We start from the raw sequence: 23,507 nt of genomic DNA, 5'->3' as shown, positions 1-23,507 counted from the left end.
GTCACCAGGTGACCGGCAGCGCCTCCATCCCGCTGATCAGCCGGCCCTGCGCGTTCGCCAGCTCCTCGCCGGGGACGGCCAGCCGCAGTCCGGGGAAGGCGGCCAGCACGCTGCCGAACGCCACCTCCAGCTCCATCCGGGCAAGTTGGGCGCCCAGGCAGCGGTGGGCGCCGTACCCGAAGGTGACGTGGGCGTCCGCACCCTCGCGGGTGATGTCGAAGCGCTCCGGCGCGGCGAACGCGGCCGGGTCGAAGTTGGCGCCCGGCAGGCTGGCGAACACCACGCTCCGCGCCGGGATCAGCACGCCGCCGAGTTCGACGTCGCAGGTGGTGGCGCGGACCTGGCCGCCGTTCTCCCGGGCGCTCAGCGGCGTGTACCGGAGCACCTCCTCGACGGCGGCGGGCACCAGCGAGGGGTCGGCGCGCAGCGCAGCGAGCTGGTCGGGGTTGTCCAGCAGGGCCGCCAGGCCCTTGCCGAGCTCGGTCGCGGTGGACTCGTTGCCGGCCATCAGCAGGCCGCAGCCGAGGTGGACGAGCTCGATCTCGCTCAGCCGGTCCTCCTCGTCGCGGGCCGTGATCAGCTCCTGGAGCAGGCTGTCGTCGGGTTCGCGGCGCTTGGCGGCGACCAGGTCGGCCATGTAGCCGATCACCGACTCCAGCGCCTTCAGCGACTCCCCGGGCGGGTACGCCGTGGTGGCCATGACCCGGTCGGCCCAGCCGCTGAAGCGGGCCCGGTCGCGCTGCGGGACGCCGAGGATCTCGAAGATGACGGTGAGCGGCAGCGGGCGGCAGAGGCCGGCCACCAGGTCGCCCGTGGGGCCCTGGGCGGCGAGGTCGGCGATCAGGCCGTCGGTGATCTCCTGGACGCGCGGCCGCAGGGCGCGGATCCGGCGGGCGCTGAAGGCCCCGGCCACCAGCCGGCGCATCCGGGCGTGCTCCGGTCCGTCGAGGTCGTTGATGCCGGGCTTCGCCAGGACGGCCGAGGGGACGACGACCGCGCCGATCCGGCGGGCCTCGGCGCGGCTGAACCGCGGGTCGGACAGGACGGTCCGCACCTCCGCCATCCCGGTGACCAGCCAGCCCTTCTGTCCGGACTCGGTGGTGACCTCCCGGACCGGCGCCTGCCGCCACGCCGCGAGGGTCGGGGCCGGAACGGTGTAGGTGTCGCGCCCTGCTGCCGCCGCGTGCGGGCACCCCGAGGGCATACCCGTAGAGCCGTTTGGGGGTATAGTGGGCATGCGCCCACCGTAGTGGGCAGGTGCCCACTCGTCAATCGCTCCGGGCACGATGCGCCACGGAAAGATCAGGCCGGTACGGAAACGGAAGGTGGCACGATGCCGACGGGGACAGCGATCCGCGACGTTTCCCAGCAGCTCTTCGACGCCGCTGAGCGCGTCCTGCTCCAGGGCGGGCCCAACGCCCTGACCAGCCGGGCCGTCACCACCGAGGCGGGCTGCGCCAAGGGCGTCCTGCACCGGCACTTCGCCGACTTCGACGCCTTCCTCACCGCGCTCGTGCTGGACCGCATCGGCCGCATCGAGGTCCAGGGCCGCTCCCTGCTCGCCGCGGCCGGGACGGGGACCGTCGCCGACAACCTCACCCAGGCGCTGAGCGACCTGTTCGGATCGGTCGCCGTGGCGATCGTCGGCCTGGTCACCGCCCGGGACGAACTGCGCACCCGGCTGCACCAGGCCGGCTCCTCGGGCGTACCCGTGCTGACCGAGGCCACCGCGATGATCACCGCCTACCTCGCCGCCGAGCGCGAGCGGGGCCGGATCCCGGCCGACTCCGACGTCGACATGCTCGCCCTCACCCTGATCGGGACCGGCCACCTGCTGTTCGCCGGCCGGCGGGGCGTCGCCCCGGAGGCCGCCGAGGTCCGCAAGGTCGTCACCTCCGTCGTCCCGACGCGCTGACCGCGCCCCCTTCCCCGCCCGGCCGCCGATCGGTGGCCGGGCGGCGGCGTTCCCCGGCCCGACCCGGCCCGCCCCGCCCATCCGCCGGAGGCGTCCGCCCGCACGGCCCCGGGCGGCCTTGACGGGTGGGCGACCGCCCACTAACGTGCGGCGGTATCCGGCCCCGCGCCGACGCCTGCGGGGCCGCGCCGCCCCACCGCCGTCCAGGCCGTACCGCGGCGCCCACCGGAGCCCCGAGCACGGAACCGCCGGGCGCAGGCGCCCACGAGCCCGCCCGGCACCGGCCCCCCGCAGCCGCCCGGGCCCCGCGACCCGGCACCCCCCGCACCGCCGGCGGGCCGACCGTCGCACCACCGGCCCGGTTCCCGCGTCAGCGCGTCCCGCGTCCTGCCCGTCCCATCGAAACGGGAATCCATGAAGAACCAGCACATCGCGGAACTGCTCATCGGACTCGCCGCCGTCGTGCTCCTCGCGCGGCTGCTCGGCTCGCTGGCCCGGCGGTTCGACCAACCGGCGGTGATCGGTGAGGTCCTGGCCGGTGTCCTGCTGGGCCCGACCCTCTTCGGCGGCGCCGTCTGCGCCCACCTCTTCCCCACCGACATCCGGCCGCAGCTCACCGCCCTCGCCACCGTCGGGGTCGCCGTCTTCATGTTCGCCGTCGGCCTGGAGTGGGACGTCGCCCAGGCCCGCGGCTCCGGCGCGTTCGCCGTCACCGTCTCGCTGAGCTCCTTCCTCCTGCCCTTCGGCCTCGGCTCCGCGCTCGGCCTGTACCTGCTGCGGGGTCACCCGAGCCCGAACGGCACCGCGTTCGTGCTCTTCATGGGCATCGCCATGTCGATCACCGCCTTCCCGGTGCTGGCCAGGATCCTCACCGAACGCGGCCTGGACCGGACCACCCTGGGCGTGCTGGCGCTCGCCTGCGCCTCCATCGACGACGTCCTGGCCTGGTCGAGCCTGGCCGCGGTGACGGTGATCAGCGGAGCGGGCGGCGGCGCCCAGTGGCGCGTCCTGCTGCTCGTGCCCTACCTGGCGGTCATGCTGCTGGTGGTCCGGCCGCTGCTGCGGCGGCTGCGGACGGGCTCCGGCGCGCTCGCCCCGGCCGGCTTCGCCTGCGTCCTCGCCGGACTGCTGCTGTCCGCGGCCGCGACGGAGTGGGCCGGGCTGCACTTCATCTTCGGGGCCTTCCTGTTCGGCGCCGTCGTCCCGCGCGAGCGGACGGAGCGGCTGCGCGCCCAGATCCACGAGCACCTGGGCAGCCTGGGCCAGACCCTGCTGCTGCCGGTCTTCTTCCTGACCGCCGGGCTCAACGTGGACCTGTCCGGGATCGGCGCGGGCGGTCTGCTCGACCTCGCCCTGATCCTCCTGGTGGCCGTCGGCGGGAAGTTCCTCGGGGCGTTCCTGGCCGCCCGCGGCCACCGGATGCCGACCCGGCAGTCCGCCGCCCTGGCCACCCTGATGAACACCCGCGGCCTGACCGAACTCATCGCCCTCAGCGTCGGGTTGAGCCTGGGGGTGATCGACCGCGAGCTGTACTCGCTGATGGTGGTGATGGCGATCGTCACCACGGCGATGGCCGGCCCCCTGCTCCGTTGGATCCTGCCCCGGCGGCTGGTCGAGGCCGAGGCGGCCAGGGGGGCGCTGCCCGACGACGCCCGCACCTCCGCCCGGGGCTGACACCCCGGGCGGGCGGGCGGCGTCCGGACGGGGTGAAGGCCCGGCTGATACGAGCAGCCGGGCCTCCACCGCGTCGATCCCCCGAGGACGGACCGTCAGAACTGGACGATTCCGGAGGAGACCGCCCAGCCGATCAGCCGGGACTTGCTGGCCGCCCCCACGCGTAAGCGGGCGTCCCTTAGGTGCTCGTCGACGGTGTTCTTCGAGATTCCCAGTCGGCGGGCGGTCTCCTTCGCGGTCAGGCCGAGTACGGCGAGCCTGACCACCTCGGTCTGCCTGGGGGTGAGCAGTTCGGTTGTTCCTAGCATGTCACTCAACACCTCGTGTTCGCGTGCACGGTTTCATCGGGTCCCCGCTCCGGTCCTGGGCCGGGCGAGGCGTCAGTAGGACTCCTTCGCGTTGAACCGGGACGGCGCGTAGCGCTCGCCCGGGGTGGGCCGGTAGGGCTCCCAACGGGCCTCGTTCCCGGTGGGAGTGTCCCCCAGCACGACGACCCGAAGCCCGGTGCGGCGCTCCGCGTAGTCGTCGACGGCGTAGTGCTGGGTGACCCGGTTGTCCCAGATCGCCACGTCGCCCGGCTGCCAGCGGTAGCGACAGGTGAACTGCGGGGAGGTGGCGAACTCGGTGAGGTACTGCAGCAGGGCGTCGCTCTCGTTCCGGCTGAGCTGGACGATGTGCGAGGTGTGGGCCCGGTTCACGAACAGGGCCCGGCGGCCCGTCTCCGGGTGGACCCGGACGACCGGGTGCTCCGCCCGGCTCTCCAGCCCCGGGATCCGGATGGCGTGGACGGCGGTCAGCCCGTCCAGCAGCTCCCGCAGCGGGGCGGAGAGCGCCTCGTAGGCCCGGTACTGGTTGGACCACATGGTGTCGCCGCCCACGCCGGGGCTGCGGACGATCTGCAGGACCGACCCGATCGGCGGGTTCGGCGAGTAGGTCATGTCCGTGTGCCAGATCGGGATCTTGCCGTCCTGCTCCGAGTCGATGATCTGGATCTCCGGATGCCCGTCGAGGTGCGGCAGGTACGGGTGGACCTCCAGCTCCCCCAGCCGGCGGCCGAAGGCGGTGCGCGACTCGGGCGACCACCCCTGCTGGCCGGGGACGAACAGGACCAGGTGCTCCAGCAGCAGCCGGCGCAGCTCGGCGAACCCCTCGTCGGTGATCTCCTCCAGACGCAGGCCGTGGACCTCCGCACCCAGCGCGGCGGTCAGCGGACGGACGTCGAAGGCCGTCTCGATCGTGTCTGACATGGCATCAACCCTTCTGTCTGTGAAAGCGTTTCGGTCCCGGTGTACATTCCGCCCGGCGGTCCCCGGTCCGCGGCTCACCCCGCGGCGGGGGCGGGCCGGCGCGACCGGCGGCCGGGCACCAGACCCAGCTGGACCAGCCGGTCCAGGGGGCCGAGCGGCCGCATGCCGAGGCCCGACATGTTGTAGGTGGTCAGATAGCTCAGCCGCTCGCTCCTGGCGGTCCCGCCGAGCAGGCGCCGGCCGAGGATCCGCCCGCCGCGCGAGGTGCTGGTCATCATCCGGGCGGCGTTGTGGCTCATGGTGTGGATGTCCTTGATCCGCCCCAGCCGGTCCGCCTGGTAGGCGCCCAGCGCCCGGTCCGCCGCCTGCGGGTCGGCGAGGTCCACACCCGCCAGCCGGGCGGCGAGCGCGGCGGTGTCGCCGATGGCGGTGTTCATCCCCTGGGCCGCGAGCGGGTGCACCCCGTGCGCCGCCTCGCCGATCAGGGCGATGCCGGGCCGCACCAGGGACGGCGCCCGGAACTGGAACACCGGCAGCGACTGGCGGCTGTCCAGCCCCTCCCGGAGCGCCCCGGCCAGCGGGCCGAGCGCGGGCACGTCCGCGAGCAGAGCCCCGCACCACCGCCGCAGCCGCTCCCCGTCGGCCTTGCGGAGCTCGTCCGCGGCGACCTGGACGTAGACCCGGATCCGCTCGTCCGGCAGCGGGTAGACCATCACCAGCCCCCGGTCGGTGACGTACGAGGAGACCTCGTCGGCCACCGGCGGCGTCCCCCTGAGCTCGAAGGAGAGCAGCCGGTGCCCGTACGCGACGGGGCTGACGTCCACCCCGCACAGGCGGCGCAGCCGGGAGGACCTGCCGTCGGCGGCGAGGACGACCCGCGCCCGGACCTCCCGGCCGGCGCGGCCGCCCGTCCGCACCCCGGCGACCCGGCCGCGGCCGTCCCGCAGGAGGTCCTCGACCAGGACGCCGCGCTCCACCCGCACGGTGGGGCCGGGGTCCTCGCCGAGGCACTCCAGGATCGTCGTGTAGTCGTGGGAGAGCATCCAGGAGCGCTCGGTGCCGAGCCGGCCGAAGTCCATGGTGAGCAGCTCGGAGCCGTCCGCCCGGCGGGCGACCAGCCGGTTGAGCCGCACCGCCCGCCGGGCCTCCAGCGCCGGGAGCACGCCCCAGTCGTGCAGCAGGTCGAGGGAGCCCGGCTGGAGGACCTCGCCCTTGGCGATCGGGGGCTGGACCCGCTGCTTCTCCAGCAGGAGGACGTCGATCCCGAGCCTGCCCAGCGCGCGGGCCGCCGCCAGGCCGGCGACCCCGGCCCCGCAGACCACGACGTCCGCCTCCACCGCGTCCGCCGTCCGCCGCGCCGTCATGCCGTCCTCCGTTCGACGTGGCCCTCCGCCGCCAGCGCGGCCCGGTAGCCGGCCAGTGCCTTCAGCGCGAGTCCGTTGACGATCGATCCGTCGACGTAGTACGCGAACTCGCGGATGTGCATGCAGACCTGGGCGGCCGGCCACAGTCCGTCCGGCCGCTGCGCCGCCAGGATCCGGTCGGCCGCGCGCCGCAGCCGCTCGTCCTCGGCCGGCAGGCCGGCGGCGAGCAGGGCCCGCAGCGCCCACGCGGTCTCCTCGACCGTCCCCGGGGAGGGGTCGTCACCGGGGATCCCGGTCTCGCCCGGGCCCCAGGAGCCGTCCGCGAGCTGGGTGCGCAGCAGGGCCTCGCGGGCGCGCCGGGCGGCCGGGTGGCCGGAGAGTCCGGCGCGGGCCAGGGTGGTCAGCACCAGCGCGGTGCCCGCGGTCAGGCCGCGGTACCAGAGCGCCTCGTAGCAGCCGTCCGGCCGCTGCCGGGTGAGCAGCCAGTCCAGGGCCCGGCGGATCCGGGGTTCGTCCGGGGCCGCGCCGGCGTCCAGCAGGACCTCGACGGACTGCGCGGTGACGTACGGGCAGGGCCCGTCGTTCGCCAGCGTGGTGTCCGGGACGAAGGTGCCCCAGGAGCCCGCGCGGTCCTGCCGGGACTCCAGCCAGCGCAGCCCGCGGCGCAGCCGGCCGTCGCCGTCCTCCTCGCCGGCGGGGACGAGGGCGGACAGCACGTTGGCGCTGTCCAGGAAGTTCGGCCATCCCCGGGGGCCCTCCCAGCCCCAGCCGCCGGGCGGGGCCTGGTAGAGCGGGAACCCCTGGTCCTGCTGGCATGCGCGCAGCCACCGGCGGCCCCGCCGCAGGCGTTCGTCGTGGGTGTAGCCGGCGTCGGCGAGGCCGCGGGCGACGTACGAGCCGCCGATCAGGTCGAGGCCCTGCATGATGTGCCAGGAGCCGTCCGGCTGCGCGTTGGCGCGCAGGTAGTCGACGGCGTCGGCGATCGTCCCGGGGGGGGCGTCGGTGTGGCTGAGGCCGAGGCAGACCACGGCGGCCAGCCAGTTGTCGCCGCCGTAGCCGCCCCGGTCGTTCTCGCCGGCCTCGACCCGGGCGAGCGCGCGCAGCCCGGCCGCGCGCCCGGCGCGGTGCAGCAGCCGGCGGGGCCCGGTCGGCGGGCTGTGGCGGGCCTGGATGAAGGCCATCGCGACGAAGGGGGCGATCCGGAAGGAGAGCCGTCCGCGCCAGAGCCGCGGGGGCAGCAGGAGCAGTTCGAGCGGGATCCGCCGGGAGCCCTTCAGGTCGGCGAGGCCCGCGAGGGCCAGGAAGGTCCGCGCCATGTGGGCCATGCCGGGGTCGGTGAGCGCCCGCTCCCCGCCGTGCGCGCGGAGCAGGTCGAGTGCGCGGCGCACCTGCTCCTCGTGGGCGCCCGGGTCCAGCAGGTGCAGGACGGCGGCGGAGATGACGGTGGGGACGAGCTGGGTGGTGGCGCCGGCGGTGCCGCCCCAGCCCCCGTCGGGGTTCTGGGCGGCGAGCAGCCACCGGGTGCCCCGGTCGACGAGGTCGCGGGAGCGGTCGGGGTCGGCGGTGTGGAGGGCGGCGAGTGCGCCGGCCGTGCCGAGGACGGCGGTGGGCCTGCGGTTGGGCCAGGAGCCCTCGGGGCGTTGGAGGGCGAACAGGGATTCGGCGGCGGTCGCGATCGACGTGTCGACCCGACTGTCCACGGTTGGGCTCACGGGAAGCGGTTCTCCTTCTCCCTCACCGGGTTTCGGTCCGTTCAGTGGGCGGGCTGCGGGCTCTCCTCCGGTGCGAACTCGTGGCCGGAGCGCATCACGCGCTGGACCCCGACGGTGAGGACGAGGACGGGCAGCAGGACGGCGAGGGCGGTCGGCAGGCCGAGGCCGGACACCAGCAGGGCGCCCGCGAGGACGAGCCGTTCGGCGACCAGCACCTCGTGGGCGCGCAGGGCCAGGCGCGGGGTGAGCGGGCGGGCCTCGGAGAGGACCGGCCGGAAGGCGCCGGCGCCGATCACGGCGGCGAGCAGGACGGTCAGCAGGTAGCCGGGGCGCTCGCGCGGGACGGCCGCCGTGCCCGCCACCGCGATCGCCAGGGCCAGGGCGTACAGGGCGGCCGCCGTCCGTCCGGCGGTGCGCGGTCCGCGGCGGACGGCGAAGGTGCCGTAGCCGCCGTCCCGGTCCCCGGCGACGTCGCGCAGGGTGCCGACCAGGTTGGAGGCGGCGTCGTGCGCCCAGAACACCAGGACGAACGGCAGCAGCGCGGCCGGCGGGAGCGGCCCGGCGACCATGGTGCCGAAGGCGAAGGCCGCGCCGGTGAGGGCGCCGCGGACGACGTTGCCCCAGAGGCCGCGGGCCTTGAAGAGCCCGTTGTAGGCGAGCGCCCCGCCGATGCCGACGGCGAGCAGCAGGATCGTGCGCCAGTTGACGGCCAGGGCGATCGCGCAGGCCGCGGCGGCCAGGGCGGCGCCGCAGGTGAGCGCCGCCCGGGGGGTCAGCCGGCCGGACGGGATGGGCCGCTGCGGCTTGCTGACGGCGTCGAGGTCGCGGTCGAGGTAGTCGCCGAGGTAGTGGGCGGCCGTCCAGACCGCGGTGGGGACCGCCCAGGCGGCGAACAGGCCCGCCCCGCCGGGCGGTTCGTCGGCCAGGGTGGCTCCCGCGAGCCCGACCAGGCCGGGGTACCAGATCGTGTAGGGCCGCCAGGTGCGCAGGTGCGCGCCGAGCGTCCGGGTGAGGCGGCTGCCGGCCATGTCAGTACGCGCGCCGCGACGCGTAGGCCGCGATCTCGGCGAGGGTCCCGGTGCTCGGGCTCGCGGGGAGCCGGGTCAGCCGCTCCCGCGCCTCGGCGACGAGGTCCGCGGCGACCTCCGCGGCCGCCTCCCGGCCGCCCGAGGTCTCGACGATCGTACGGACCTCCGCGAAGGCCTCGTCGACGGGGAGCTCGCCGCGGAACGCCTGCTCCAGCCGCTTGCGTCCGGTGTCGTCCGCGAGCCGGTGGGCGAGCAGGATCGGCAGGGTGGGGCGGCGGTTCTCCAGGTCGCTCTCCCGCGGTTTGCCGATGGGCGCGGCGGTGTCGTCGAAGGCCAGCAGGTCGTCGCGGATCTGGAAGGCGGTGCCGAGCCTGGCCCCGTAGTCGCCCAGGGCGTCGATCCAGTCCTGCCGCTCGGTGCCGAGGACGGCGCCGATCCGGCAGGCCGCCTCGAAGAGCACCCCGGTCTTCAGCCGGGCCATCGTCAGGTAGTCCTCCACGGTGCAGTCGAGGTCCCCGACGAACTCGGACTCCAGCAGCTGTCCGCGGCACAGGCCGACCCCGGCGGTGGCCAGCACGGAGGTGGCCGCCACGATCGCGGCGTCGGAGACGCCGGCCGGCCGGGCGCCCGTGAGGGTGGCGAAGGTCTCCAGGATCAGCCCGTCGCCCGCGACGACGGCGGCGGGCACACCGAAGGCCGCCTGGACGGAGGGGCGCCCGCGGCGCGTGTCGTCCTCGTCGATGATGTCGTCGTGGATCAGCGTGGCGACGTGCAGGTACTCGACGGCGAGGGCCACCTCGGCCAGTCCGTCGGCGGCGCCGCCGACGCTGCGGGCCGACTCCAGCACCAGCAACGGGCGCAGCAGCTTCCCCGCCGGGACGAGCGCGTACTCCGCGATCCGGCCGAGCAGGTCGCTGCGGCCGCCCCAGATCTCCAGCAGATCGCGCTGGAGCAGGTCGCCGTCGGCCAGGAACGCGGCCAGGCCGGCGGGATCCGCCTCCCGCGTCATGTTGTTGACGATCGTCATCGCTCGCGCTGCCTTTCGTGTGGCGTGCCGATGGTGGTGGTGAGGGTGCCGATGTCCGCGACGGCCACCTCGACCCTGCTGCCGACCGGCAGCGGGCCGGAGCCGGCGGGCGTTCCGGTGAGGATCACGTCGCCGGGCAGCAGCGTCATGTGCGCGCTGACCGCGGCGATCACCCGGTGGACCGGGGTGAGCAGGCCGCGGGTGCTGGCGCGCTCCACCGTCCGGCCGTCGACGGCGCAGGTGATCTCGACGTCGTCCGGGTCGAGGTCCGCGGCCAGCCAGGGGCCGAGCGGGGTGAAGCCGTCGAAGTGCTTGGCCCAGACCGGCGGGACGCCCGCGGGGGCCGGGGCGTCCGCGGCCGGGCGGGCGTAGGCCGTGAGGTCGTTGGCGCAGGTGTACCCCGCCACGACGGCCGCGGCCCGGTCGGGGGTGACCCGGGTGCAGCGCACGCCGATCACGACGGCCAGTTCGGCCTCGTAGCGCAGCTCCCACTCCGGGCCCGGGTGGTGCACGGTGTCCCCGGAGCCGGCCAGTGAGGACGGGGGTTTGAGGACGACCGCGGTGGAGGAGGCGCCGGCGGGCGGCCGGTCGCGGCCGACCGGGCGGCCGACCGGGCGGCCGTCCGGCGCGCGGTTCAGCGCGACGCAGGCGATCTTGCTCGGCTCGGCCGGGGGCAGCAGGGTGAGCCCGTCGAGCGGGCGGGCCCGGCCGGCGGCGTCCACCCAGCGGCCCACCGCCCGGTCGTAGCGGACGGGGACGACGGTGTCCCCGTCCGCACCGCGCACCAGGCGTCCGTAGCCGGACCGGCCGCCTTCGCCGTCATTGTCCATATATCGACACACGAGCATGTACGAATGTCCTTCCTGGCCGGGTGGCGGCCGGGGCGGAGGAGGCGTTCGGCGGGGGCGGCGCGGGCCCTCACCAGGTGACGGGCAGTTCCAGCAGGCCGAGGGTGACGTGGCCGCCGCGCCAGCGCAGGCTCTCCGGCGAGGTCGCCAGGTCCAGCCGGGGGAAGCGCCGCAGGACCGTCGCGAGCACCGTGGTCAGTTCGAGCCGGGCGAGGGCGGCGCCGAGGCAGTGGTGCGCGCCGTGGCCGAACGCCAGGTGCGGGTTCGGCTGCCGGGTGATGTCGAACCGCCCGGCGTCGGGGAAGACGGACTCGTCGCGGTTGGCGGCGTTGACGGACACCTGGACCAGCTCGCCCGCCCGGATCAGCCGCCCGCCCAGCAGGACGTCCGCGGTGGCCGTCTGGACCCGGTTGAGGTCGATCACCGGCTGGTGGCGGAGGATCTCCTCGACCGCCGGCTCCAGCAGCGCCGGATCCTTCCGCAACCCGGCCAACTGCTCCGGGGCGCGCAGGAGTCGGAGCAGCCCGGCGCCGATCGCGGTCTGCGTCGTCTCCAGGCCGCCGGCCAGCACCACGATCACCAGGGTGACGAGCTCCGCGTGGGTGAGCCCGCCCTCCTCGTCGTGGGCGCGCACCAGGGTGCTCAGCACGTCCGCGTCCGGCCGGCCGCCGTCCTTCAGCTCGGCGCGCTTCTCCTCGACCGTACGGGCCACATGGGCGGAGAGCTCCTGCCAGGCCTCCAGGTCGAGGCCGCCGGGGCCCACCGTGGTGATCCGCTCGCACCAGCCGGCGAGCACCGCGTGGTCGGCCGCCGGGAACCCGAGCAGCTCGCAGATGACCACGGCGGGCAGCGGCGCGGCGACGTGGCGCACCAGGTCCGCGGGCGGGCCCTCCCGCTCCAGCGCGTCGAGCAGGCGGTCGGTCAGCTCCTGGACCCTCGGCCGCAGCCCTTCGACCTGCCGGACGGTGAAGGACCGGGCGACCAGGCCGCGCAGCTCCAGGTGCGGGCGGCCGTCCATGTTCACGGTGCGCATCGCGCCGGCGCCGGCGGCCGCCCCCTGGACGTCCCGGGTGAACCCCGCGCCGGAGAGCACCGTGCGCACATCGTCGTGCCGGGTGACCAGCCAGGCGGTCCTGCCGTCCGGCAGCCGGACCCGGGAGACCGGGTCCGCCCGGCGCAGGCGGTCGAGTTCGGGCGGGAGTCCACCCGCGTGGTCGGCCGCGCTGGGATAGTCGGCGACGTCATCCATGACGGAATTCCGATCCGCGCGCGTCCACGGCGGAACGCGCACTGAAGCAGCCCGCGACGGAGGACGCCGCGCGGCACCGGCAAGACAGGGAATATCGATGGATATGTGTCAGGGAGAAGCGGTCAGCTGCCGGGAGTCATTTCACCCCGGCGCTCCGGAGGAACCGCCCGCGACCGCGGGAGGAAGGGAATTCCGTAAGAGCACATCGGACGCCATTTCACATCCCCCGTGAATTGAACTCTTCATTCGCGATACCGTACCGAGGCGGCCCCGCACAGCCGGTCGACCGAGAAACCCTCTCCCTTGTATCGCTTGCATACCAATCTCAGCATTCCCCGGGCGCCCCTTCCGCAACAACCCCCATTTTGAGGGGTACTCCCCTACCGGGGAATGGGTTACTATCCGCCCGCCGGAGCACCCGGACCATACCCGGGCCGTGCACGGACCATACCTGCGGCACCCGCTCCGCCCGTTTCGTCCGTTACTCATCCGTAGAAAGCGATCGGACCGGCCGGGGGCGCGAACGGTAGCAGACGAATAGCCGGTCGGGTACCCCGGTAAAGTGAGGGTTGTTGGCCCCTCGGCCGTCCCGGCAGTGTGTTCGTCGCTGATCAGCAGCCACGGAATGCGCCGAGACGGGGGGAAGTTCCGCTCATGTCCTGGATGTCTCTGATCCTGGAGCGCGGCCGGCAGCGGTACGGCGGCCGGACCGCCGTCCTCGACGGCGACCGGCACCTCACCTACGCGGAGCTGGACCGGCGCACCGACGCCCTCGCCACCGCCCTGCTGTCGCTGGGCGTACGGCGCGGCGACCGGGTCGCGGTCGTCTCGCACAACCGCCTGGAGGTGCTGGAGACCTACTTCGCCCTGGGCAAGCTCGGGGCGGCGGCGGTCCCGCTGCACTACGCGACCGTGGCCGAGGAGGCCGCCGAGGCCCTGGCCCGCTTCGAGGTCTCGGCCGTCGTGGGCGAGCCGGGGCTGCCGGGGACGGCCGGCACCGGGCTCCCCGGGCTGCGCTACGACAGCGAGGAGTACGAGCGGGCGGTGTCCTGCGAGCCGGACCTGCCGCCGGGCGACGTCCCCGACGACGAGCTGGCGTTCATCCTCCAGACCTCCGCGACGACCGGCCGCCCCAAGGGCGTCTGCGTCGACCACCACTCCCTGCGGTCGGTGGCCCTGGGCTACCAGGCCGACGTCCGGCCGGACGGGGACCAGGTCTTCCTGCACTGCGGCCCGCTGTCCCACGGGGCGATGGTGATCCCGCTCATCCACCTGGCCGCGGGCGCGACCGTGGCGCTGCTGCGGATGTTCAGTCCGCAGGAGTGCCTGGCCGCCGTCCGCCGCCACCGGGTGACCCACCTCTTCGTGGTCCCCGACATGCTGCGCTTCCTGCTCCGGGCCCGGGGCCTCGCCCCGGCCGGCCTGCCCGACCTGCGCGAGGTGGTCTACGGCGCGGCGCCGATGCCGCGGCCGCTGCTCCTGGAGGCCCGCGCGGCACTCGGCTGCGACTTCCGCCAGCTGTACGGGCTGACCGAGGCGGGCGGCCCGGTGGTGACGCTCGCGCCCGACGAGCACGACTTCACGCCCGGCGAGGCCCGCGGCCGCGCCGGCTCGATCGGCCGGGCGACCATGGGCACGGTGTTCCGCGGCCTCGACGACGAGGAGCACCCCTCGCCCACCGGCCGGATCGGCGAGCTGTGGGTGCGCAGCCCCGCCGCCATGCGCCACTACTGGAAGGACCCCGGGGCCACCGCCGAGGTCCTCAAGGACGGCTGGGTGCGCACCGGCGACCTCGGCACGGTCGACGAGCACGGCTACATCCACCTCACCGGGCGGTCGAAGGACGTCGTCGTCCGCGGCGGGCAGAAGGTCTACCCCGCCGAGGTCGAGCAGGTGCTGCTGCGGCACCCGGCCGTCCAGGAGGCGTGCGTGGTCGGGGTCCCGGACCGCGAGTGGGGCGAGCTCCCGGTCGCCTACCTGGTGGCCTCCGGGCCGGCGGCGCCGCTGCCGCAGGCCCTGCGGGAGCTGGTGCGCCCGCACCTCGCCCGCTACAAGCGCCCGGCGGAATTCCGGGTCGTCCCGGAACTCCCGCGCAATGCCGCCGGGAAGCTCGACCGGCGGGCCCTGCGCGCCCTGGCGGCCGGGGAATCGGCCGGGGCGGCCCCGGCCGGACAGGGGGATTGAGAATGGGGAGGACCGCTGTGGAGGACAAGGGGCCGGGGAGCACCGGGCCGGAAAGCACCCTCGTTCGTCTCGAAAGCATCCTGGCGGAGGTCTGGGACGAGTACCCGGTGGACGGTCCGCTCGACCGAGGGGCCTCACTGCTGAGCCTCGGGGTCGACTCGCTCACCCTCACCATCCTGCTCGACCGGCTGGAGGGCGAGTTCCCCGTCGAATGGGACCAGGACGATCCGCCGTCCGCCTTCAGTTCCCTCCGCTCGCTGGCCGAATCCCTGGCCGGATCCCCGGCGGGATCGCCCGCGGGTTCACCGGCGGGACCGCCGTCCGGCTCCCCGGCGGAGTCCGGCGTACCGGCACGGGCGGATGGCGCCGGCCGGAAATGACACCCCGCCGAATGCGAATCACCCGACCCGTCCGCCCGCGCCCGGCGGCAGGCGGACAGGCAGAGGAGGAATGCGCGTGGAATCCGTCGACACCGCCGTCGCCGGCCCCGGAACGACGCACGGCGCACCGCTGAACGACACGCCGCCGCACGACGCACCGCCGCACGACGGGGCGCGCCACGTCGAAGGCGACTTCCGGTCGCTGATGAGCTCGTTCCCCGCCGGTGTGGCGGTCGTGACGAGCACCGGCCGCGACGGGTCGCCCCGGGGCGTCACCTGCACCTCGCTGAGCAGCGTCGCCCTCGACCCGCCGACCCTGCTGGTCTGCCTCAAGACCGGCGGCAGCACCCTGGAGGCCGTCCGGGGCCGGGGCTGGTTCGCCGTCAACCTGCTGAACGCCCGGGCCAGGGCCACCGCCGAGGTCTTCTCCTCCCCCGTCGCGGACCGCTTCGCGGACGTCCGCTGGTCCCCGACCGCCGCGGCGCGGCTGCCCTGGCTGTACGAGGACGCGCTCGCCGTCGCGGAGTGCGCCGTCACCCGGCTGGAGGCCGTCGGCGACCACACCGTCGTCCTCGGCGAGGTGACGGGCGTACGGCTGCGGCCGGACGTCCCGCTGCTCTACGGGCTGCGGCGGTTCGCCGTCTGGCCGTCCGACTCCCGCCGGCCCGGGCCGACGTGACATGCCGTCACGTACGGGCACCCATCACCCGACACCGACCGCCGGCCGCAGTGCCGGCCCACCCGAGGGGGATCACGCGATGACCGCGGCCGAGCAAGGTCTCGGACTGGCCGACCAGTCCGGCGACGCCGAGGCGACCCTGGCCTGGTTCCGGCGGATGAGGGACGAGGAGCCCGTCAGCCACGACGTGCGGGCCGGCGTCTGGCACGTCTTCCGGTACGCCGAGACCGAGCAGATCCTGGCCGACCCGGCCGTCTTCTCCTCGGACTTCAGCGACCTCACCCCGTCCCAGGAGGACGTCGACCTCTTCTCCCGGGGCAACCTCATCCGGAAGGACCCGCCCGACCACCGCAAGCTGCGCGCCCTGGTCGGCAAGGCCTTCACCCCGCGCGTGGTCGCCGGGCTCGCACCGCGCATCACCGCCATCACCGGCGAGCTGCTGGACGCGGTCGAGGGCGCGGACCGGATCGAGCTGGTCTCGGACCTCGCCTACCCGCTGCCGGTCATCGTGATCACCGAACTGCTGGGCATCCCGCCCGAGGACCGCGCGACCTTCCGCCGGTGGGCCGAGGCCCTGGTCTCCCCCGGCAGCGGCAGCGGCGGCCTCATCCCCAACGAGGAGCGCGTGCGGTCCATGGCGCTGGTCATGCGGGAGATGAACCCGTACTGCCTGGACCACATCCGTTCCCGGCGGGCCCGGCCCAAGGACGACCTGATCAGCGCGCTCGCGGCCGCGGAGGTGGACGGGCAGCGGCTGGCGGACGAGGAGATGGTCGGCTTCGTCAGCCTGCTGCTGCTCGCCGGCCACATCACCACGACCGTCCTGCTCGGCAACGCCGTCCTCGCACTGGCCGAGGACCCGGAGGCGGCCGCCGCGCTGCGCGCCGACCGGAGCCTGCTGCCCACCGCCATCGAGGAGGTGCTCCGCCACCGCGCGCCGCTGGCGCCGATGACCCGGCGGACCACCCGCGAGGTGGAGATCGGCGGACGGGTGATCCCGGCGGGCGAGATCATCGTCGCCTGGCTCTCCTCGGCCAACCGCGACGAGCGGGTGTTCCCCGACCCGGACCGCCTGGACGTGCGCCGCAGGCCCAACCCCCACCTGAGCTTCGGGCACGGGATCCACTTCTGCGTGGGCGCCCCGCTGGCCCGGCTGGAGACCAGGATCGCCCTGGACCTGATGCTCGACCGCTGGGAGGGGTTCTCCGCCGGCCCCGGCGTCGAGTTCCACGACGCCCGGGGGATCTTCGGCCCCAAGCGCCTCCCGCTGCTGCTCCGCCGGACCTGAGCACCACCGGACCTGAACACCGCCGGACCGGAGATCCGCCGAGCCCGGGCACCCCCGGACCTGAGCACCGCCGAGCCTGAGCACCGGCGAACCGCCCGCACCCGCCGGGCGGGCCCCGACCGTACGCACCGGACCGAAAGGACGAGACCGGGACATGGCGACGACCACCGACCCGACCACCCACCTGCTGGACGTGCCGGGCGCACGCCTCTGCTACGAGACCAGCGGGACGGGCCCGCTCCTCCTCCTCGTCGGCGCGCCCATGGGCAGCCGGGGCTTCGCCACCATCACCCCGCTGCTGGCCGAGCACTTCACCGTCGTCACCTACGACCCCCGCGGCATCCTGCGCAGCACCCCCGAGGACCCCGCGGCGGAGGTTCCGCTCGACGTGCTGACCGACGACGTCCACCGCCTGCTGGCGGCGCTCGGCGACGCACCCGCCTACGTCTTCGGGAGCAGCGGCGGGGCCTCCATCGGGCTCTCCCTGCTCACCCGCCACCCCGGGCAGGTCCGCGCGCTGGTCGCCCATGAACCCCCGCTGGTCGAACTCCTCCCGGAACGAGAGGAGTTGGTGGCCGCACTGGAGGAGGTGGCCGAGGCGTACGCCGGGCAGGGCCTGGGCGAGGCGCTGAAGAAGTACGCCGCCCTGACCGGTGTGGAGCGCTTCTCCCGGCCCCCCGGCGGCGGCCGGCACGAGGTGACCGACCTGGAGACCTTCACCCCGCCGGCCGACGTCCGGGCCATCCTCGGCCGCTTCTTCCTCCACATCCTGCGCCCCACCGCCTGCTACCGCCCCGACCTGGCGGCGCTGCGGGCCGTCTCCGCCCGCATCGTGGTGGCGGGCGGCACCGAGTCCGCGGGGCAGCTCTCGCACCGCGCCGCGACCGCCCTCGCCGCCGAACTGGGAAGCGACCTGGCCGGGTTCCCCGGCGACCACACCGGGTTCCAGGGCGAGCCCGAACCCTTCGTCCGCCTGCTGCGCCAGGTGCTCACCGGGACGGCCTGAGCCGACGCAGTGCCATCGACCGCAGCACCGCACCGGGAGTGACTCATGACCGAACTGACCTACTCGGAGTACCTGCAGGTGGACACCCTGCTCTCGCTCCAGCGACCGCGCACGTCGGGCACGGCCGACCGCGCGGTGGTACTGGCCGAGCACTTCTTCATCGTCGCGCACCAGTCCTGCGAGCTCTGGCTCAAGCAGCTGCTCGCCGACCTGGAGGCCGTGGTGGACACCCTCGCCTCCGAGCCCGCCGGCGACGACCTCGAACCCGCGGTGGAGCTGCTGCGGCGGGCGGGTGACCTGCTCCGGGTGCTGCACGAGCAGGTCCTGGTCCTGGAGCGCCTGCCGCTACGGCACTTCGTGGCGTTCCGCCCCGCCCTGGACTCCGCGAGCGGCGCCCAGTCCGGGCAGTTCGCCGCGCTCGGCCGGCTGATCGGCTCCGACCGGCGGGAGGGCGCGCTGTACACGGCGTTCACGGCCGCCGCGGCCCGGTCCGGGTGGACGGTGGAGCGGGTGTGCCGGCACGGGACGGAGGCCGGCGGCCTGCACCGGATCGCCGAGGCGCTGATCGACGTCGGCGACGGGCTGTGGCGGTGGAAGGTCGCGCACCTCGGCCTGATGTCGCGGATGGTCGGCCAGGAGCAGGGCACCGGCGGCAGCAGCGGGATCGACTTCCTGCTCCGCCGGATCACCCTGCCCTTCCCCGAACTGCGCCGCCACCGCGGCCAGTCGCACGCCGTCGAGTTCGCCGGCCAGACCGGCTGAGACGTCCCCGTTCACGGAAACCAAGGTGAGGACCAATGATCTCCAGTGTGGTAATCGTCGGCGGCGGTACCGCGGGGTGGATGACCGCGACGTACCTCAAGGCGGCGCTCGGGGAGCGGATCGACGTGACGCTCGTCGAGTCCAGGAACGTCTCCACGATCGGCGTGGGCGAGGCGACCTTCAGCACCGTCCGGCACTTCTTCACGTTCCTCGGGCTGGCCGAGCACGAGTGGATGCCGGAGTGTCACGCCTCGTACAAGCTCGCCATCCGCTTCGAGGACTGGCGGGCCAAGGGGCACTACTTCTACCACCCGTTCGAGCGGCCGCGGACGGTCCAGGGCCACTCGCTCGCCGACTGGTGGCTGCACCTGCGCCCGGGCGACCGCTTCGACCGGGACGCCTCGGTGCTGGCCGCGCTCTGTGACGCCGAGAGCTCCCCCCGGCACCTCGACGGCACGCTCTTCGAGCTGGACCCCGCCGCGGGCGAGGGGGCCGACGGGACCACCCAGTTCCCGTACGCCTACCACTTCGACGCCACCCTGCTGGCCCGGTTCCTCACCGGGTTCGGGACGGAGCGCGGTGTCCGGCACGTCCTCGACGACGTCCTGGACGTACGCCTCGACGAGGACGGGAACATCCGCGACGTCCTCACCAAGGAGCACGGCGAGCTCACCGGCGACCTCTTCGTGGACTGCACCGGGTTCCGCGGCCTGCTCCTGAACCAGGCCCTGGGCGTGCCGTTCGTCTCCTACCAGGACAGCCTGCCCAACGACAGCGCGGTGGCGCTGCGGGTGCCGGTGGACCAGGCGGCCCGGGGCATGCGCCCGTGCACCACCGCCACCGCCCAGGACGCCGGTTGGATCTGGACCATCCCGTTGCTCGACCGGCTGGGCACCGGGTACGTCTACGCCGGCGACTACTGTTCGCCGGAGGAGGCCGAGCGCACCCTGCGGGGGTTCGTCGGCCCGGCCGCCGAGGACCTCACGGCCAATCACATCCGGATGCGGATCGGGCGCAGCGAGAGGTCCTGGGCCAAGAACTGCGTGGCGATCGGCCTGTCGAGCGGGTTCGTCGAGCCGCTGGAGTCGACCGGCATCTTCTTCATCCAGAACGCGATCGAGCAGCTGGTCCGCCATCTGCCCGGCGGCCGGGACGACGAGCCGCTGCGGGAGTCCTACAACCGGCAGGTCGGCCGCGTCATGGACGGCGTCCGCGAGTTCCTCACCCTCCACTACTACGCCGCCGCCCGCGACGACAACCAGTACTGGCGCGACGCCAAGTCCCGTCCGCTGCCGGACGCCCTCGCCGAGCGGATCGAGCGGTGGCGCACGCGGCTGCCCGACGAGGACTCGGTCTACCCCTACTTCCACGGCTTCGAGCCCTACTCCTACACCGCCATGCTGCTCGGCCTCGGCGGGCTGGAGACCCGTCCGCTGCCGGTGCTCTCCGGGCTCGACCCCGCCGCGGCGGTCCGGGAGTTCGCGCAGGTGCGCCGGCAGGCGGAGGGCCTGGCCGGCCGGCTGCCCGGCCAGTACGCCTACCTGGCGCACCAGCGCGCCACCGCGGCCGGCCGGGTCGGGGCCTGATGCGGCGCTCCGCGTACCGCTGGTCGGTCAGGTTCCTGCGCTGGCTGGAGCCCGGACTGGTGGCCTACGGCGCGTTCTGGGGGCTCAACCCCCCGTTCGAGTGGTTCACGGAGCGGGAGTCCCCCGCGTCCGGGCCCGCGCCGGGCCACCGGCCGTCACCGGGGCCGGGGCACCCGGAGCGCCTCGTCCCGCACGTGCCGCTCTCGCCGGCCGAGCGGGCGCTGTGGAGCCAGCTCGGCGGCGCCGGGGCGACCGGCGTCACGGAGACCGGCCGGGCCGACCAGGCCGACCGGGCCGACCGGGCCGACCGGAGGACCTGAACCGGATCCGCCCGCCCCGCCCCGGCCGACCCACCCGGACGCCGGGGCGACGCCGCCCGACCGCAGGCACATCACCGGCAGGAGAAGGATTCTGATGGAACGTCAGCACAGCTCACCGGCCGCCACCCCGGCCGGATCCGGAGGCCGGGTCGTCCTGGCCCAGCCGCGGGGCTTCTGCGCGGGGGTACGCCGCGCCATCGGCATCGTGGAACGGGCCCTGGACCTGCACGGCGCACCCGTGTACGTCCGCAAGGAGATCGTCCACAACCACTACATCGTCTCCGAGTTGGAGAAGCGCGGCGCGGTCTTCGTGGACAGCGAGGAGGAGGTGCCCGAGGGCTCCCTCTGCGTGTTCTCCGCGCACGGGGTCTCCCCCGCCGTCCGCGCCCGGGCCGACGGACGGGAGCTGGAGGTCATCGACGCCACCTGCCCCCTGGTCGCCAAGGTGCACCAGGAGGCCACCCGCTTCGTCCGCGACGGCCGGATCATCCTGCTGGTCGGCCACGCGGGCCACGAGGAGGTCGAGGGGGTCCTCGGCGAGGCCCCGGACCGCACCCTGGTGATCGAGACCGTCGAGGACGTCCGGCGCCTCGACCTGGCCGACGACACCCCGGTGGCCTACCTCACCCAGACCACCCTGTCCTTCGACGAGACCGCGCGCGTGGTCGACGCGCTGCGGCTGCGCTTCACCGATCTCGTCGGCCCGCACGACGACGACATCTGCTACGCCAGCCAGAACCGGCAGAACGCGGTCAAGGAGCTGGCCGCGCAGAACGACCTCGTCCTGGTCGTCGGCTCGCCCAACTCCAGCAACTCGCTGCGGATGGTGGAGGTGGCCCGGGAGCACGGCGCCGCCGCCCACCTCGTCCCGGACGCCACGCACCTGGACGAGCGCTGGCTCGACGGCGTGTCCGCCATCGGGGTCAGCTCGGGGGCCAGCGCCCCCGAGATCCTGGTGCACCGGCTGGTCGACCGGCTGGCCGCGCTCGGCCACGACCGGGTCGAGGTCCAGCACGGCGCCGCGGAGGACGTCGTCTTCTCCATCCCCGGACGGCTGGCCGATCCGGTCACCGGCCGGGTCCCGCGCACTCCGCTGGCCGACGAGGTGCGCTGATGTCGACCGTCGCACGCGCCCACACGCCGGACCGGCGGCACACGGAGCAGGACCGGACGGAACAGGACCGGACGGAACAGGACCGGACGGAACAGGACCGGGGCCACGCCGCGCCGCCGCTGGCCGAGATCGACGGGCCGGCCGCCCTGCGCGCCCTCTCCCCCGAGCAGACCGGCCAACTGGCCTCGGACATCAGACGGTTCATGGTGGAGTCGGTTACCAGGACCGGCGGGCACCTCGGGCCCAACCTGGGCGTCGTCGAGCTGTCGATCGCCCTGCACCGGGTCTTCGACTCACCCCACGACCGGATCCTCTGGGACACCGGGCACCAGTCCTACGTCCACAAGATCCTCACCGGCCGGGCCGGCGGATTCGCCACCCTCCGGCAGGCGGGCGGCCTCTCCGGCTACCCGTCCCGGCAGGAGTCCGCGCACGACGTCATCGAGAACTCGCACGCCTCCACCGCGCTCTCCTGGGCGGACGGACTGGCCCGCGCCCACCGGCTGCGCGGCGTCCCGGACCGCGTCGTGGCGGTGATCGGGGACGGCGCGCTCACCGGCGGCATGGCCTGGGAGGCCCTCAACAACATCGCGGCGGCGCCGGACCGCCCGGTCGTCGTCGTCCTCAACGACAACACCCGCTCCTACGCCCCCACCGCCGGAGCCCTGGCGGACCACCTCGCACGGCTGCGCGGCCCCGACGCCCCGCAGGCCCTGTTCGAACAGCTCGGACTCGCCTACCTGGGGCCGGTCGACGGCCATGACACCGCCGCGCTCGAAGGGGCGCTGCGCCGGGCGGCCGCCCTCGACCGGCCCGTCCTCGTCCACTGCGTCACCGAGAAGGGGCGCGGCCACGCCCCGGCCGAACAGGACGAGGCCGACCGGTTCCACGTCGTCCGCCCCCGGCCCGCGGCCGGTCCCGCGGCCACTCCCGCAGCCGTTCCCCCGGCCGGCGACGGCTCGCCGTCCTGGACCTCCGTCTTCGGCGCGGAGCTCGCCGGGCTCGGCGCGGCCCGGCCGGACCTGGTGGCGATCACCGCCGCGATGCTCGAACCCACCGGGCTCTGCGAGTTCGCCCGGCGCTTCCCGGAGCGCACCGTCGACGTCGGCATCGCCGAGCAGCACGCGCTGACCGCCGCGGCCGGCCTGGCCCACGGCGGCCTGCACCCGGTGGTGGCCGTCTACGCCACCTTCCTCAACCGGGCCTTCGACCAACTGCTGCTCGACGCCGCCCTGCACCGGGCCCCGGTGACCCTCGTCCTCGACCGCGCGGGCGTCACCGGCGACGACGGCCCGTCCCACCACGGCATGTGGGACCTCTCGCTGCTCCAGCTCGTCCCCGGCCTGCGGGTGGCCGCGCCCCGGGACGCCGCCACCCTGCGGCGGGCCCTGCGCGAGGCCGTCGCCGTGCAGGACGGCCCCACCGCCGTGCGCTTCCCCAAGGGCGTCACCGGCCCGGACGTCCCCGCGGTCGACGGCCCCACGCTCGACGACCTCGGCACCGTGGACGTGCTGCGGCACGGTACGCGGGCGGACGTCCTGCTGGTCTCGGTGGGCCCCATGGCCGGGGCCTGCCTGGACGCGGCCGAGCGGCTGGCCGGGCAGGGCCACGGGGTCACCGTCGTCGACCCCCGCTGGGTCAAGCCCGTCCCGCCCGCCGTCGTCGAGCTCGGCCTGCGCCACCGGCTGGTCGCCACCGTCGAGGACGGCGGCCGGGCCGGAGGCGTCGGACAGGCGGTCGCCCAGGCCCTGGGCGACGCCGGAGCGACCGTCCCCGTCCGCACCCTCGGTCTGCCGCAGGAGTTCCTGGAACACGGCTCACGGGCCGACATCCTGGCGCGGCACGGCCTCTCCGGGCCCGGCATCGCCCGGGCCGTCGCCGAGTTGCTGCGCCGCCCCGGCGCGGCCGTCGTCGATGCCGACAACGGCGACGACGACGGCGGGCCCCTGATCAGTCGACCCCAGTGAGGAGCAAGGTGTCATGCCGGTAGCACTCGGTATTCCGTCCCTGCCGCTGAAGCCGCTCGCCGAGCGGCGAGTCTCCCGGCAGATCATGGTCGGCAACGTGCCGGTCGGCGGCGACGCCCCGATCTCGGTGCAGTCGATGACCACCACCGTCACCTCG

21 protein-coding genes and 1 pseudogene are annotated in these 23,507 nt (G+C 74.7%); 13 read left to right on the top strand and 9 right to left on the bottom strand.

Annotated elements, in window-relative coordinates:
* Position 1 precedes the first annotated feature (1 nt).
* Entirely contained in the window at positions 2-1,237 is a 1,236-nt protein-coding gene (locus ACWEQL_RS06685; RefSeq protein WP_452149085.1) for a cytochrome P450, read from the bottom strand.
* A gap of 96 nt (positions 1,238-1,333) precedes the next feature.
* Here ACWEQL_RS06685 and ACWEQL_RS06680 point away from each other — a divergent pair, with 96 nt between their 5' ends.
* Together ACWEQL_RS06680 and ACWEQL_RS06675 are read left to right on the top strand one after the other, a co-directional pair.
* Entirely contained in the window at positions 1,334-1,915 is a 582-nt protein-coding gene (locus tag ACWEQL_RS06680) for a TetR/AcrR family transcriptional regulator (protein WP_452149084.1), read from the top strand.
* Between the two features lie 414 nt (positions 1,916-2,329).
* Entirely contained in the window at positions 2,330-3,589 is a 1,260-nt protein-coding gene (locus ACWEQL_RS06675; protein WP_452149083.1) for a cation:proton antiporter, read from the top strand.
* A gap of 95 nt (positions 3,590-3,684) precedes the next feature.
* Here ACWEQL_RS06675 and ACWEQL_RS06670 read toward each other — a convergent pair whose 3' ends face one another.
* The 8 genes from ACWEQL_RS06670 to ACWEQL_RS06635 all read right to left on the bottom strand — a co-directional run bounded on the left by ACWEQL_RS06670 (position 3,685) and on the right by ACWEQL_RS06635 (position 12,064).
* Complete coding sequence (locus tag ACWEQL_RS06670) at positions 3,685-3,909, bottom strand: LuxR C-terminal-related transcriptional regulator (RefSeq protein ID WP_452149082.1); 225 nt, start codon at positions 3,907-3,909, stop codon at positions 3,685-3,687.
* A gap of 60 nt (positions 3,910-3,969) precedes the next feature.
* Positions 3,970-4,836 carry a TauD/TfdA dioxygenase family protein gene (locus tag ACWEQL_RS06665; RefSeq protein ID WP_452149081.1) on the bottom strand — a complete coding sequence of 289 codons (867 nt, stop codon included), beginning with the start codon at positions 4,834-4,836 and terminating at the stop codon, positions 3,970-3,972.
* A gap of 74 nt (positions 4,837-4,910) precedes the next feature.
* Entirely contained in the window at positions 4,911-6,200 is a 1,290-nt protein-coding gene (locus ACWEQL_RS06660; RefSeq protein WP_452149080.1) for an FAD-dependent oxidoreductase, read from the bottom strand.
* A complete protein-coding gene (locus ACWEQL_RS06655; protein ID WP_452149079.1) occupies positions 6,197-7,912 on the bottom strand; it encodes a prenyltransferase/squalene oxidase repeat-containing protein in 1,716 nt (571 codons plus the stop codon). The genes ACWEQL_RS06660 and ACWEQL_RS06655 overlap by 4 nt, the downstream gene beginning before the upstream one ends.
* A gap of 41 nt (positions 7,913-7,953) precedes the next feature.
* The gene (locus tag ACWEQL_RS06650) at positions 7,954-8,940 is read right to left on the bottom strand and encodes a UbiA family prenyltransferase (RefSeq protein ID WP_452149078.1); all 987 of its coding nucleotides are present in this window, start codon (positions 8,938-8,940) and stop codon (positions 7,954-7,956) included.
* A 1-nt stretch (position 8,941) separates the two neighbouring features.
* Positions 8,942-9,967, bottom strand: a complete 1,026-nt coding sequence (locus ACWEQL_RS06645) for a polyprenyl synthetase family protein (protein WP_452149077.1) — start codon at positions 9,965-9,967, stop codon at positions 8,942-8,944.
* Complete coding sequence (locus ACWEQL_RS06640; protein ID WP_452149076.1) at positions 9,964-10,797, bottom strand: fumarylacetoacetate hydrolase family protein; 834 nt, start codon at positions 10,795-10,797, stop codon at positions 9,964-9,966. The genes ACWEQL_RS06645 and ACWEQL_RS06640 overlap by 4 nt, the downstream gene beginning before the upstream one ends.
* Positions 10,798-10,885: 88 nt before the next feature.
* Entirely contained in the window at positions 10,886-12,064 is a 1,179-nt protein-coding gene (locus ACWEQL_RS06635; RefSeq protein ID WP_452149075.1) for a cytochrome P450, read from the bottom strand.
* Positions 12,065-12,718: 654 nt separating this feature from the next.
* Here ACWEQL_RS06635 and ACWEQL_RS06630 point away from each other — a divergent pair.
* From ACWEQL_RS06630 to ACWEQL_RS06580, 11 genes and pseudogenes are all read left to right on the top strand, one after another.
* Positions 12,719-14,248 (top strand): class I adenylate-forming enzyme family protein, encoded by a 1,530-nt coding sequence (locus ACWEQL_RS06630; RefSeq protein WP_452149074.1) that lies wholly within the window; start codon positions 12,719-12,721, stop codon positions 14,246-14,248.
* A 2-nt stretch (positions 14,249-14,250) separates the two neighbouring features.
* The gene (locus tag ACWEQL_RS06625) at positions 14,251-14,628 is read left to right on the top strand and encodes an acyl carrier protein (protein ID WP_452149073.1); all 378 of its coding nucleotides are present in this window, start codon (positions 14,251-14,253) and stop codon (positions 14,626-14,628) included.
* 76 nt (positions 14,629-14,704) lie between these two features.
* Positions 14,705-15,307, top strand: a complete 603-nt coding sequence (locus tag ACWEQL_RS06620) for a flavin reductase family protein (protein WP_452149072.1) — start codon at positions 14,705-14,707, stop codon at positions 15,305-15,307.
* A 79-nt stretch (positions 15,308-15,386) separates the two neighbouring features.
* Positions 15,387-16,595 (top strand): cytochrome P450, encoded by a 1,209-nt coding sequence (locus tag ACWEQL_RS06615; protein ID WP_452149071.1) that lies wholly within the window; start codon positions 15,387-15,389, stop codon positions 16,593-16,595.
* Positions 16,596-16,749: 154 nt separating this feature from the next.
* Entirely contained in the window at positions 16,750-17,601 is an 852-nt protein-coding gene (locus ACWEQL_RS06610; protein WP_452149070.1) for an alpha/beta fold hydrolase, read from the top strand.
* A gap of 45 nt (positions 17,602-17,646) precedes the next feature.
* Complete coding sequence (locus ACWEQL_RS06605; protein WP_452149069.1) at positions 17,647-18,363, top strand: tryptophan 2,3-dioxygenase family protein; 717 nt, start codon at positions 17,647-17,649, stop codon at positions 18,361-18,363.
* 35 nt (positions 18,364-18,398) lie between these two features.
* Positions 18,399-19,949 carry a tryptophan halogenase family protein gene (locus ACWEQL_RS06600; RefSeq protein WP_452149068.1) on the top strand — a complete coding sequence of 517 codons (1,551 nt, stop codon included), beginning with the start codon at positions 18,399-18,401 and terminating at the stop codon, positions 19,947-19,949.
* Positions 19,949-20,269, top strand: coding sequence for a DUF6059 family protein (locus ACWEQL_RS06595; RefSeq protein WP_452149067.1), 321 nt, complete (start codon positions 19,949-19,951; stop codon positions 20,267-20,269). The genes ACWEQL_RS06600 and ACWEQL_RS06595 overlap by 1 nt, the downstream gene beginning before the upstream one ends.
* A 94-nt stretch (positions 20,270-20,363) precedes the next feature.
* A complete protein-coding gene (locus ACWEQL_RS06590; protein ID WP_452149066.1) occupies positions 20,364-21,383 on the top strand; it encodes a 4-hydroxy-3-methylbut-2-enyl diphosphate reductase in 1,020 nt (339 codons plus the stop codon).
* Positions 21,383-23,350 (top strand): 1-deoxy-D-xylulose-5-phosphate synthase, encoded by a 1,968-nt coding sequence (locus tag ACWEQL_RS06585; protein WP_452149065.1) that lies wholly within the window; start codon positions 21,383-21,385, stop codon positions 23,348-23,350. Before ACWEQL_RS06590 ends, ACWEQL_RS06585 begins: the two co-directional genes overlap by 1 nt.
* Positions 23,351-23,363: 13 nt before the next feature.
* Positions 23,364-23,507, top strand: a pseudogene (locus ACWEQL_RS06580) (flavodoxin-dependent (E)-4-hydroxy-3-methylbut-2-enyl-diphosphate synthase); the annotation flags it as partial.

The sequence above is a fragment of the Kitasatospora sp. NPDC004240 genome (genome assembly GCF_053603215.1).
Note: the sequence above shows the minus strand (reverse complement) of the source record. Positions and strands in the feature narration are given on the sequence as shown.